The sequence below is a fragment of the Micromonospora sp. NPDC049048 genome (genome assembly GCF_043197615.1).
Lineage (GTDB): Bacteria > Actinomycetota > Actinomycetes > Mycobacteriales > Micromonosporaceae > Micromonospora.
In genome coordinates this window covers 23,436-34,920 of sequence record NZ_JBICTM010000011.1, presented here as the reverse complement: position 1 = coordinate 34,920, position 11,485 = coordinate 23,436, and the positions used below count along the sequence as shown (strand labels likewise).

Sequence of the window (11,485 nt, the reverse complement as noted above, 5' to 3'; positions counted from 1 at the left end):
CCGCCCGCCCCACCGCCCCAGAAGGCACACCCCGCGCACAGCCATTCCACGCATGGGACGACCACCGTCCGATTTTCACGCCAGCGGTGAATGGGTTCCGGTGCCGCCGCGATCGGCATTCCAGGCGCGCGCGGCCCGACTCGTCGCCGCCCGCACAACGGGGTCCGGCGGGCATGGCGGAACCGGCCACGACCGGCGCGGCCGACGGGACGACGAATTCCGCGCACCGCCGCCCAGCAGCGGTGCGGCGCGTGCGACACCGACCTGACCGGCGAGGGGAATGGCGGGGACGGCGTCGCGGGGCGCGTCACCCCGACACCGTGGCGCATTGACGTCCGCCGTTACCTTATTTCCGGGCGGCCGGCGCACCGGTCCATTCCCGGCACACGCGCCGACCGGCGTCCCACTGACGCCGGAACCGGTGCGCCACGGCGAGCGGGCCCGGCAGCCACGCCAGTGGGCAGGGTCGGTCAGCCGCCCCGACTGATCCGCAGGGTCAACACGTCCGTACGGACCGTGATGTGGCCGTGGAAGAGCGCCACGTCCCGGGCGCTGTAGCCGATCTGGGTGGCGCTGATCAGCGGATGCCCGGCCGACACCCCGAGCCGGGCAGTCGCCACCTCGTCGGCGAGCACGGCGGCGAACTCGATCTCGGCCCGACGCACCGGCATGCCGGTCGCGCTGGCCAGGAACTCGAACATGTCCAGGTCGATGCTGACCAGGCCGGACGGGTCCAGGTCGTGCCCGGCGACGTGCAGCGGCAGGTGGTCGCAGATCCACACCGCCGGGACCTCGTCGACGGCGAAGAGCCGGTCGACCCTCCACACCGGATCGCCCGGGGCCAGGCCGAGCACCTCGGCGCAGTCGGCCGGGCAGGTGGCCCGGCTGACCTTGGCGTCGGTGAGGGCGGGACGGTGACCGGAGGCGGTGATCCGGTCCCGCAGGGCGGTGACGTCGCCGAGCGACACCGGCACCCGGCCGGACGGCTCGTGCACGAACGTGCCGATGCCCCAGGTGCGCTTCACCACGCCCTCGGCGGCGAGCTGGCCGAGGACCTCGCGGACGGTGGCCCGGCTGACCTCCAGCAGATCGGCCAGCTCACGCTCGTTGGGCAGCTTGTCCCCGGGCCGGAACTCGCTGCCGATCAGCTCCATCAGCCGACTCTGTGCGGTCTGGAGCGCGGTCTCACGCCGAGCCATCCACCTTCACCTCTTCGCTCCGCGCCGCGCCGCTGCGGCGGTACGGAGTGTAGTAGTAGTCGTCGCGCGGGCCAGGGCGAGAGGGGCGGTGCACTCCCCTCCGCGCCGCCGGCCCGGCGGCCCGGGAGCCGCGGTCCCCGCCCAGGTCACCAGACCTGTTCGAGCACCCGGATGGTGTTGCCCCCGATGACCTTGGCGATCTCGTCGTCGGAGTAGTCGTGCTTGACCAGCCAGCCGACGATGTTGCCGAACGCCTCGCCCGGGTTCTCCACGCCCGCCACGTACTCCACCCGGGGGTGCTCCGGCCGGTTTCCGGCGTCGTGCGCGTAGTTGCCGGCGTACGTGTTGTGCACCCCGACGTGGTCGCCGAACATGGTGTCCGGGCCGAACGTGACGTGGTCGATCCCGACCAGGTCGACGCAGTACCGGAAGTGGTCCATGACCGACTCGATCGAGTGGTGCTTGTGCGCCTCGGAGAGGGTGGTGTGCGGCGCGGCCTCGATGCCGATCACCCCGCCCCGCTCGGCGCAGGCCCGGATCACCTCGTCCGGCTTCATCCGGGAGGTGTCCCAGACCGCGCGGGCACCGGCGTGGGTGATGAGGACCGGCACCCGGCTGGCCTCGATCACGTCGAGGCAGGTCTGGTCGCCGGAGTGCGAGATGTCGATGGCGATGCCGAGCTTGTTCATCCGGTCCACCGCGCGCCGACCGAAGTGGGTCAGCCCGCCGTCGTGCCTCTCGGAGAGGCCGCCGCCGAGCATGTTCGCCTGGCTGTACGCGATGCCGAGCTGCCGGACGCCGAAGCCGTACAGGATGTCGATCCGGTCCAGCTCGTTCTCGATCGGGCTGCTGCACTCCAGGCCGGCGACCAGGGCCAGTCGGCCGTCCCGCTTGGCCGCGTGGATGTCGGCCAGCGAGGTCGCCAGGAACACGTGGTCCTGCTTGTAGAGGTCACTCAGCCGCATGCCGAGGGCGTAGACCAGGTCGTTCCACTTCCAGCCGTTCTCGCTGGTGACGCAGGACGCCCCGGCCATGAAGTTGTCGAACACGGCGGTCAGCCCGGACCGGGCCAGCCCTTCGTAACCCGTACGCTGGCGGGCGGTGCGGTTGTAGGCGCGCAGCTCACGGACGTCCTCGGGAAGGACGACCGGGTGCTCGTGCAGCGAGACGGCGATCTGCTCGGTCAGCAGCCGGGTGACCCGCTGCCGCTGCGCGTCGGTCAGGCCGAGGTCGTGCTCCGGCACCCGGCCGATCTCCTCGGCCAGGGCGAACACCCGGTAGTCCGAGTGCGGCTCCAGGTACGAGTACGACCGGTGTCCCTGGTACCGCGGTGCGGGGTTCTGCAGCAAGGCTCACTCACTCCTCAGTGGAACGGCGTCGGGCGCGTCACGCGGCCAACGGGTAGTGACAGGCGACCGGGTGTTCCGCGCCCGCCAGCGGTGGTTCGGTGGTGGCGCAGGCGTCCGTGGCCTGCCAGCAGCGGGTGCGGAACCGGCAGCCGGACGGCGGGTCGACCGGGCTCGGCGGGTCGCCGGCGAGCAGGATCCGCTTCCGCTCGACCCGCCGGGCCGGCTCCGGCACCGGGACCGCCGACAGCAGCGCCTTCGTGTACGGGTGGCGGGGCTGGTCGTACAGCGGCGCGCCGGGACCGGTCTCGACCAGCTTGCCGAGGTACATGACCGCGACCCGGTCGGAGATGTGCCGCACCACCGACAGGTCGTGGGCGATGAAGACGTACGCCACGCCCAGCTCCTCCTGGAGCCGCTCCAGCAGGTTGACCACCTGGGCCTGGACGGAGACGTCGAGGGCGGAGACCGGTTCGTCGCAGACGATCACGTCGGGTTGCAGGGCGAGCGCCCGGGCGATGCCGATCCGCTGGCGCTGACCGCCGGAGAACTGGTGCGGGTAGCGGTCCAGGTGCAGGCTGGCGTCCAGGCCGACCAGGTCGAGCAGCTCCCGGATCCGGTCCAACCGGCGGGCCTTGGGCAGCACGTCGGGGTGGATCTCGTACGGCTGGAGCAGGATCTCCCGGACGGTGCGGCGCGGGTTGAGCGACGTGTACGGGTCCTGGAGCACGATCTGGATCCGGCGGCGCAGCGCGCGCAGCTCCCGGCCCCGGGCCTGGTGCACCACCGCGTCGCCGAAGCGCACCTCGCCGGCGGTGGGCCGCTCCAGCCCGACCAGCATCCGGGCCAGCGTGCTCTTGCCGCAGCCGGACTCGCCGACCACACCGAGGGTCTCCCCCCGGCGCAGGTCGAAGGAGACCCCGTCGACGGCCTTGACCACGCCGCCGCTGCGCAGCGGCACCCGGCCCTTGACCGGGAAGTGCTTGACCAGGTTGTCGACCCGGAGCACGACGTCATCGCTGGGTGGCATGCAGCACCTCCGCGTGGTGGTGGCAGGCGCTGGCGCGGCCGGCGGACAGCGGTTCCAGCGCGGGCCGCGCCGTCCGGCACTCGTCGGTGACCCGGTGGCAGCGCAGGTGGAAGGGGCAGCCGGCGGGCAGCCGGGCGGGGTTGGGCGGGGCGCCCGGGATGGCGTAGAGCTGCTCGTCGCGGCGGTCCACCCGGGGCATCGAGGCGAGCAGCCCCTCGGTGTACGGGTGGGCCGGGCCGTCGAAGATCTGCTCGACGGTGCCCCGCTCGACGATCCGCCCCGCGTACATCACGGCCACGTCGTCGGCCACCTCGGCCACCACACCCAGGTCGTGGGTGATCAGCAGCAGACCCATCCCGCTGTCCCGCTGGATCTCCGCGATCAGCTCCATGACCTGTGCCTGGACGGTCACGTCCAGGGCGGTGGTGGGCTCGTCGGCGATCAGCAGGTCCGGTTCCAGCGAGATGGCCAACGCGATCATGATGCGCTGGCGCATACCGCCGGAGAACTGGTGCGGGTAGTCGCGGATCCGGTCCTTGGCGGCCGGGATGCGGACCCGGTCGACCAGTTCGATGGCCCGGCGGCGGGCGTCGGCCCTGGACATGCCCCGGCGGACCCGGAGCACCTCCTCGATCTGGTGTCCGACGGTGAAGACCGGGTTGAGCGCCGCCATCGCGTCCTGGAAGACCATGCCGATCTCTTCGCCGCTGATCCGCTCGCGCTGCCTGCGGGGCAGGGTGAGCAGCTCCCGGCCGCGCAGCTGGACCGAGCCAGTGATCTTGGCTGGCGGCGTCTCGAGGATGCCCATCACCGCCTGCGCGGTGACGCTCTTGCCGGAGCCGGACTCGCCGAGGATGGCCAGCGTCTGTCCGGAGTCGACCTGGAGCGACACCCCGTTGACCGCGTTGACCGGCCCGCTCGGGCCGGGGAACGCGACCCGCAGGTCGGCGATCTCCAACAGGGTCATCGCAACACTCCGGCTCTGCCGAGGAAGTCCCGGACCACCCGCTGGAACTTCTCCGGCTCCTCCAACTGCGGCGAGTGGCCGGACTCCTCGAAGACGACCAGCTCGCTGTTCGGGATCAGGTCCGCGATGACCTGCGACGCCTGCACCGGGGTACGCCAGTCGTGCCGGCCCACGGTGATCAGGGTCGGACAGGTGATCGAGGGCAGCTTCGGCTTGAGGTCGTACGTGGGCATGTTCTGCCCGAAGGCCGCGTTGTGGGTCCGGTAGTGGAACCGGGTGGCGGCCAGCTTCGCCTCGTCCTTGGCCGGGTCGTGCTGGTGGTCGTAGAGCGGCAGGATCGCCCGCCAGTACTCGCGCAGCTGCTCGTTGCTCTCGAACCGGCCGGTGCCGATCCGGTCGATGACCCACTCCGGAATCACCGAGCGGTCGGTGTTGCGGGCCCGCTCGACCGCCAGGTAGTCGTAGGCGGTGTCCGCCGCGGTGTCCCGCAGCACCAGCGCGGAGACCCGGTCCGGGTGGGCGACGGCGTATTCCAGGGAGATGAACCCGCCGTACGAGCCGCCGGCCATCACGATCTTCTCGTAGCCGAAGTGCTCCCGGATCGCGTCCACGTCGGCCACCCACTGCTCGTGGGTGAACGGCTCGTCGTCACTGGACTCGCCGGAGCCCCGGGCGTCGAAGACGATGACCCGCATCCGGTCGGAGAACGGACCGAACGAGCGCTTCGGCTCGTTGCGCGAGCCCAGGCCGGGCGCGCCGTGATGCACGATCATCGCCGGCGCGTCGGTCGGGCCGAACGCCTCGACGACCAGTTCGGCTCCGTTGATTCTCATCGGACCCCCTCGATCACGTTGGATGCCAGGTCGCGCGGGTAGCCGGTGAGCCGGCGCGGGCCGGCCTCCTGCACCAGGACCGTGTCGGAAATGCGGTAGCCGGCGTGGCCGGGCACGTAGACGCCGGGCTCGCTGGAGAGCAGCATCCCGGGGGCGAGCACGGTGTCGTCGCCGTCCTCGACCCAGGGCGCCTCGTGGTTCTGCAAGCCGATGCCGTGCCCCTGCCGGTGCCGGATGTGGTCGCCCAGCCCGTGCCCACGCAGCACGTCCAGGCAGATCTTGTTGACCTCGGCGCAGGTCCGCCCGGCGACCATCGCCTGGGTGCCCACCTCCTGCGCCTCCCGGTCGGCCTCGTAGTAGCGCACCTGCTCGGCGGTGGGCTCACCGATGATGAAGGTGCGTTCGCTCTCCACGAACCGGCTGGCCACCGCCGCGCCGAGGGAGAGGATCAGGGTGTCGCCCGGCTGGATCCGCCGGCGGGTCGGCAGGCCGTGCGGCAGGGCCGAGTTCGGGCCGGCGTAGACCAAGCCGCCGGCCAGCTTCGTGGTGTAGACGACCAGGTCGTACTCGGCGTACATCCGGTCGGTGCCGTACCCGATCACGTGCCGGGCGATCTCGTCCTCGCGCGGCAGCGGTCCCCCGCTGACCAGCGCCTCCTCGATCAGCGCCCGGCCGGCGCCGAGCATCTCGTCGCAGATCCGCGCGGCGGCCTCGTGGAACGGAATCTCCTCGGGGAACTTGCGCAGCCGCAGCTTCGCCACCGCGTCGGTGGTCTCCAGGGTCGCCCCGGCGATGGCCCGGGACAGCGCCCGGAACGCGCCGACCGACACCCCGGCGCCCACCCCGATCCGGCGGACCGCGCCGCCGGGGCGGGACAGTGCCGAGGCGAGCGTCTGCTCGGCGGTGACCACGCCCGGGAACTCGAAGTAGCTGACAAGCGGGATGGTCACGCCCTGCTGGGCGGCGTACTCCTCGTCGAGACGCGGGATGACCAGCAGCGGTTCTCCCTTGCGCGGCATCCAGAGGTACACCGGACGCTCGGTGGCGATGTAGAAGAAGCCGCTCAGGAAGGCGACGTCCGCCGGGGACGTGGCCAGGAAGCCGTCCAGGCCGCGCTCGTCGAGCGTCTCGTTGAGCCGGGTCCGGACGCTGGTGTAGAAGCTTTCGGGCAGTCGCATGGTCAGCCTCCGTTGCGGCGGGGGTCACGGGTGTCGTTGAACCGCGTTCCGGCGAGGGTCGCCGCGAGCACCAGCAGCAGGATCGCCAGCGACGGGAAGAGGGTCTGCCACCAGGCGATCGCGATCGTGCCGCTGCGCTGGGCGTTGAGCAGGATGCGGCCCCAGGACCAGGCGTCCGGGTCGCCGAGGCCGAGGAAGCTCAGGCCGGCTTCGGAGATCACCGCGCGGGAGGCGGTGAGCAGCACGCTGACGATCATCAGCGAGACGACCGCGGGCAGGATCTCCCGGGTGACGATCCGCCAGCCGGTGGCACCGAGCACCCGGGCCCCGTCGATGTAGGGCATCGCGCTGATCACCAGGCCCTGGGACCGGATCAACCGGGCCACCTCGGGCCAGGCGAAGAAGCCGATGATCAGCGTCAGGGTCCCGACGCTGGGGTTGACCACCGCGGCCAACATGATCATCAGCGGCAGGGTGGGCAGCGCCAGCATCACGTCGGTGATCACCGTGGCGACCGCGTCGATCGGCCGGAAGTAGGCCGCGGCCAGGCCGATCGCGGTACCCAGCACGATCGCGATCAACGACGCCGCCAGGCCGATCACCAGACTGGTCCGGGTGCCCCAGACCACCTGGGCGAAGATGTCCTGCCCGAGGTCGTCGGTGCCGAACCAGTGCGCGCCGGACGGGGACTGCAACACGTCCGGGCCGGCGCCGCTGGGCTCGTCGGCGATCAGCGGCGCGAACAGCGCCATCAACACCATCACGACCAGCACCAGCACCGACAGCGCCGCGGTGGGCTGCCGCAGGTAGGCGTACCAGGAGGACCGCGTGGTCGCGGCCGGGGCGACCGGCGGAATCGCCTGCTCGGTCAGCACGGGGGCGCTCACGGCACCCTCCCTTCAGTGGTGGCGGTGAACGGGTCCGGGCGGCGCGCCCCGGCCGGGGCGCTCGCGGTGTCTGCCGTGTTCGCGACTGCGGGGCTCCGCTCCGCCGCGCTCCTCGCGCTCACGGTGATGTCTGTGTTCGCGACTGCGGGGCTCTGCTCCGCTGCGCTCCTCGCGCTCACGGGCGTCACAGCCGGATCCGGGGGTTGAGGACCGCGTAGAGCATGTCGGTCAGCGCGTTGGCGAAGACCACGGTGACGGCGAGCATGATGAACGCGCCCTGGATCACCGGGTAGTCCTGCTGGCCGACCGCCTCGTAGATCAGTCGCCCGACGCCGGGGTAGGCGAAGACGGTCTCGGTGAGCACCGCGCCGCCGACCAGGGTGCCCAACTGCAGACCCATCAGGGTCAGCGCGGGCAGGATCGCGTTACGCAGACCGTGCTTCCAGACCCGGCGCCGCGCCGACAGGCCACGGGCCTGGGCGGCCCGGATGTAGTCCTCACCGAGGACCTCGATCATGTTGGTCCGCAGGGTCAACGCGTACGGGCCGAGCTGCACCAGAACCAGTGACAGCACCGGCAGCACCAGGTGGTGGGCCAGGCTCAGGTAGGCCGCCGCGCCCTGGGTGTCCGGGTCGATCGCCCCACCGATCGGGAACCAGCCGAGGTTGGCCCCGAAGAAGACCAGCAGCAGGATGGCGACACTCGGCACGAAGAGCGCGTTCGCGCTGATGCCGAAACCCTGGAGCATGCGGTCCATCAGCTTGCCGCGGTGCACCGCGGCGGTCACACCGACCGGGATACCGACGGCGATGGTCAGCACGAACGCCGCGCCGGCGAGCAGCAGCGTCCAGGGCAGCCGGTCGACGATGATGTCGGTTACCGGCTGGATCTGCCGGAAGGAGATGCCCAGGTTGCCCTGGAGCAACTCCCGCAGGTACGACACGTACTGCTCCCACAACGGCCGGTCCAGGCCGTACGTCTTGAGCAGTGCCGCCTGCATCTCCGGCGTCATGTCCCCTTCGACCATGAGGGTCGTGGGGTCCCCCGGCAGAAGCCGGAGCAGGAAGAAGGTCGAAGTGATCGCGATCCACACGGTCAGGACGGCCTTCAGTGCTCGGCTGAGCATGAAACGCAACACGGGGGACCCCTCCTTTCCCTCAGGTTCGGGTTACTTGACCGGAGTGACCTGGGCCAGCGAGTACGCGGTGACCATGCCGAGCAGGTCCGACGGCGACGGAACGAAGCCGGTGAACTTGCTGGCGTTGTAGGCGAACTGGAAGTTCTCCACGTACAGCGGGGTCAGGTACGCCTGCTCGTGCACGACCTTGTCAAGGTTCTTGATCTTGGTCTTGAACGCCTCCGGGTCGGTGGTGCCGGCCGCGTCGTTGATCAGCGCGTCGATCTCGTCCGACTCGAGCAGGTTGTAGTTGATGCCACCCGGGTTGCTGGACAGGTAGGTGCTGCGCAGCTGGTCCATCGGGTTGTCGAAGACACCCCACTGCGAGGCGTCGATGTCGTACTCGCCGTTCTTGGTGCGGGTGAGGAAGGTGTTCCGCTCCACGCACTCGTTCTCCAGCTTGATGCCGGCCTGGGCCGCGCTCTCGCGGAAGAGCTGCACCACGCGGGTGATGTTCGCGTTGGACTGGTCGCACGCCACGCCGAGGTTCAGGTTGTCGAAGAAGCCGTCGTTGTTGGCGTCCTTGTAGCCGGCCGCGCTCAGCTTGGCCTTCGCGCCCGCCGGGTCGAACGGGTACGGCTGGATCTCGGTGTTGTCGTACTCGGAGAAGATCGGCGAGATCGGACCGGCCATCTGCTGGCCGTCACCCTGGAGCACGGCCGAGATGATCGACTTGGTGTCGATCGACATCGACAGCGCCTGCCGGACCTCCTGCTTGGCCAGGTCCTTGTTCTTCATGTTGTAGGTCAGGTGCGCGAAGCCCAGCGCGCCGACCTTCTCCAGCTTGATCTTCTCGTCGTTCTCGAAGGTCTTCGCCGCCGAGACCGGCACCGGGGTGCCCATCATGTCGATGTCGCCGTTGCGCAGCGCCAGCATCATGGTGTTCACGTCCGGGTAGACGCGGTACTCAACCTGGCTGACCGCCGCCTTGCCCCCGGGCGCGAGCGGGTAGTTCTCGTTGCGCTTCATGACGTAGCGCTGGCCCTTGGTGATGCTCTCGAGCACGAACGGGCCGGCCCCGACCCAGTTCGAGTCGTTGGCGAACTTCGACAGGTCGCCGGCCGGCTCGAAGATGTGCTTGGGCACGATCGACATCCAGAAGCCGACGCCCTCGGCGAACGGCGCGTACGGCTGGGACAGCTTGAACTTCACCGTGGTCGCGTCCGGCGCCTCGATCGACTCGACCCAGGTCAGCTTGGCCGCGACGTTGCCCAGCTTGTACTTCATGATCATTTCGGCGCTGAACTTGACGTCCTCGGCGACCACCGGCTTGCCGTCGGTCCACTTGAAGTCGTCCCGCAGCGTGAACACGGCGGTCTTTCCGCCGTCCTCGTACTCGTACTTCTCGGCCAGCTCCGGCGCCTTCTTGGCGTTCTCGTCGATCCGCAGCAGGTGCGGGTACATCGCGTTGAGGATCCAGGAGTCGGTCTTGCTGAGCGACTGGAGCGGGTTGAAGTTGGAGACGTCGGTGGTGGTGCCGATGCGCAGCACCGAGGTGTCACCGGACGTGTTGCCGGAGGACGAGTTGCCCTCGTTGAGGCCGCAGCCGGCCAGGCTGATCGCAGCCACCGCGCCGATCGCGGCGGCGATCCGCCAGCGGCCGGGGCGGCGGGTGTTGTACGTGCTCACCAAACCTCCTGAAGAACCCGAATGATGTTGCCGCCGATGACCTTGGCGATCTCGTCGTCGGAGTAGTCGTGCTTGACCAGCCAGCCGACGATGTTGCTGAAGCACTCCGCTGGGTTCTCCATGCCGGAGACGTAAGGCACGCGGGGGTGGTCCACCACGCCGTGCGCCTGTCCGATCGCCAGGTGCTGGGTGAAACTGTCGTGCAGCCCGACGTGGTCACCGAAGTTGGTGTCGGGGCCGAAAGCGACGTGGTCGATGCCGACCAGGTCGACGCAGTAGGTGAAGTGGTCCATCACCGACTCGATCGAGTGGTGCGGATGGTCGGCCGACAGGGTGGTGTGCGGGGCGGCCTCGATGCCGATCACGCCGCCGCGCTCGGCGCAGGCGCGGATCACCTCGTCCGACTTCATCCGCGGCGTGTTCCACACCGCCCGCGCCCCCGCGTGGGTGATGAAGACCGGCACCCGGCTCGCCTCGACGACCTCCAGCGACGTCCGGTCACCGGAGTGCGACACGTCGATGGCGATGCCCAGCTTGTTCATCCGGTCCACCGCCCGCCGGCCGAAGTGGGTCAGCCCACCGTCGGCCCGCTCGGACAGGCCGCTGCCGAGCATGTTCGCCTGGCTGTAGGCGATGCCCATCTGCCGGACGCCGAAGCCGTACAGGATGTCGATCCGGTCCAGCTCGTTCTCGATCATCGTGGCGGCTTCCAGGCCGGCGACCAGCGCGAGCCGCCCCTCCCGCTTGGCCGCGAAGATCTGCTCCAGGGTGGTCGCCACCACCACGTAGTCCTGCTTCGCGACGTCGGCGAAGCGCAGGCCGATGTCGTAGATGACGTCGTCCCACTTCCAGGCGTGCTCGCTCGTGACGCAGCCCGTGCCGTTCATGAAGTTGTCGAACACGGCGGTCATCCCGGAGCGGGCGAGCCCTTCGAAGCCGAAGGAGTTGCGGCCGGTCCGGTTGTAGTCGCGCAGCTGCGAGACGTCCGCCGGGAGGATCTTCGGGTGTTCGTGCAGCGAGATGGCCACGTGTTCGCGCAGCAGCCGGGAGACCCGGCCGCGCTGCTCGTCGGTCAGGCCGAGGTCGTGCTCGGGTACCCGGCCGAGCTGCGGTGCCAGCTCGAAGACCTTGTAGTCGACCCGGGGCTCCAGGTAGTCGAACGAGCGGTATCCGTCGTAGCGGGGAGAAAGTTCCTGCACGTGCCAGCTCACCTCGCAGCTCAGAGGTATGAGGATGGAG

10 protein-coding genes are annotated in these 11,485 nt (G+C 69.9%); all 10 read right to left on the bottom strand.

Features of this window, described 5'->3' with window-relative positions; genetic code table 11:
- Positions 1-470 precede the first annotated feature (470 nt).
- The 10 genes from ACGFIG_RS28330 to ACGFIG_RS28285 all read right to left on the bottom strand — a co-directional run bounded on the left by ACGFIG_RS28330 (position 471) and on the right by ACGFIG_RS28285 (position 11,457).
- Positions 471-1,199, bottom strand: coding sequence for a GntR family transcriptional regulator (locus ACGFIG_RS28330; protein WP_393008012.1), 729 nt, complete (start codon positions 1,197-1,199; stop codon positions 471-473).
- A gap of 146 nt (positions 1,200-1,345) precedes the next feature.
- On the bottom strand, positions 1,346-2,548 hold the full coding sequence (locus tag ACGFIG_RS28325) for a dipeptidase (protein ID WP_393008010.1): 1,203 nt from the start codon (positions 2,546-2,548) through the stop codon (positions 1,346-1,348).
- Between the two features lie 37 nt (positions 2,549-2,585).
- Positions 2,586-3,575, bottom strand: a complete 990-nt coding sequence (locus ACGFIG_RS28320; protein ID WP_393008008.1) for an ABC transporter ATP-binding protein — start codon at positions 3,573-3,575, stop codon at positions 2,586-2,588.
- Positions 3,559-4,542 carry an ABC transporter ATP-binding protein gene (locus ACGFIG_RS28315; protein ID WP_393008006.1) on the bottom strand — a complete coding sequence of 328 codons (984 nt, stop codon included), beginning with the start codon at positions 4,540-4,542 and terminating at the stop codon, positions 3,559-3,561. Before ACGFIG_RS28315 ends, ACGFIG_RS28320 begins: the two co-directional genes overlap by 17 nt.
- Positions 4,539-5,375, bottom strand: a complete 837-nt coding sequence (locus tag ACGFIG_RS28310) for an alpha/beta fold hydrolase (protein ID WP_393008004.1) — start codon at positions 5,373-5,375, stop codon at positions 4,539-4,541. The genes ACGFIG_RS28315 and ACGFIG_RS28310 overlap by 4 nt, the downstream gene beginning before the upstream one ends.
- Positions 5,372-6,553: a M24 family metallopeptidase gene (locus ACGFIG_RS28305; RefSeq protein WP_393008001.1), complete on the bottom strand. Its 1,182-nt coding sequence runs from the start codon at positions 6,551-6,553 to the stop codon at positions 5,372-5,374. Before ACGFIG_RS28305 ends, ACGFIG_RS28310 begins: the two co-directional genes overlap by 4 nt.
- 2 nt (positions 6,554-6,555) lie before the next feature.
- Entirely contained in the window at positions 6,556-7,440 is an 885-nt protein-coding gene (locus ACGFIG_RS28300; protein WP_357565194.1) for an ABC transporter permease, read from the bottom strand.
- A 184-nt stretch (positions 7,441-7,624) separates the two neighbouring features.
- Positions 7,625-8,578: an ABC transporter permease gene (locus tag ACGFIG_RS28295; protein WP_393007999.1), complete on the bottom strand. Its 954-nt coding sequence runs from the start codon at positions 8,576-8,578 to the stop codon at positions 7,625-7,627.
- Positions 8,579-8,608: 30 nt separating this feature from the next.
- A complete protein-coding gene (locus ACGFIG_RS28290; protein WP_393007997.1) occupies positions 8,609-10,246 on the bottom strand; it encodes an ABC transporter substrate-binding protein in 1,638 nt (545 codons plus the stop codon).
- Entirely contained in the window at positions 10,243-11,457 is a 1,215-nt protein-coding gene (locus tag ACGFIG_RS28285) for a dipeptidase (RefSeq protein WP_393007995.1), read from the bottom strand. Before ACGFIG_RS28285 ends, ACGFIG_RS28290 begins: the two co-directional genes overlap by 4 nt.
- Positions 11,458-11,485 lie beyond the last annotated feature (28 nt).

Excerpts from the sequence above, each read along its gene's own strand:
- ACGFIG_RS28330 (WP_393008012.1), bottom strand. The coding sequence starts at position 1,199 with ATGGCTCGGCGTGAGACCGCGCTCCAGACCGCACAGAGTCGGCTGATG.
- ACGFIG_RS28320 (WP_393008008.1), bottom strand. The coding sequence starts at position 3,575 with ATGCCACCCAGCGATGACGTCGTGCTCCGGGTCGACAACCTGGTCAAG.
- ACGFIG_RS28315 (WP_393008006.1), bottom strand. The coding sequence starts at position 4,542 with ATGACCCTGTTGGAGATCGCCGACCTGCGGGTCGCGTTCCCCGGCCCG.
- ACGFIG_RS28310 (WP_393008004.1), bottom strand. The coding sequence starts at position 5,375 with ATGAGAATCAACGGAGCCGAACTGGTCGTCGAGGCGTTCGGCCCGACC.
- ACGFIG_RS28305 (WP_393008001.1), bottom strand. The coding sequence starts at position 6,553 with ATGCGACTGCCCGAAAGCTTCTACACCAGCGTCCGGACCCGGCTCAAC.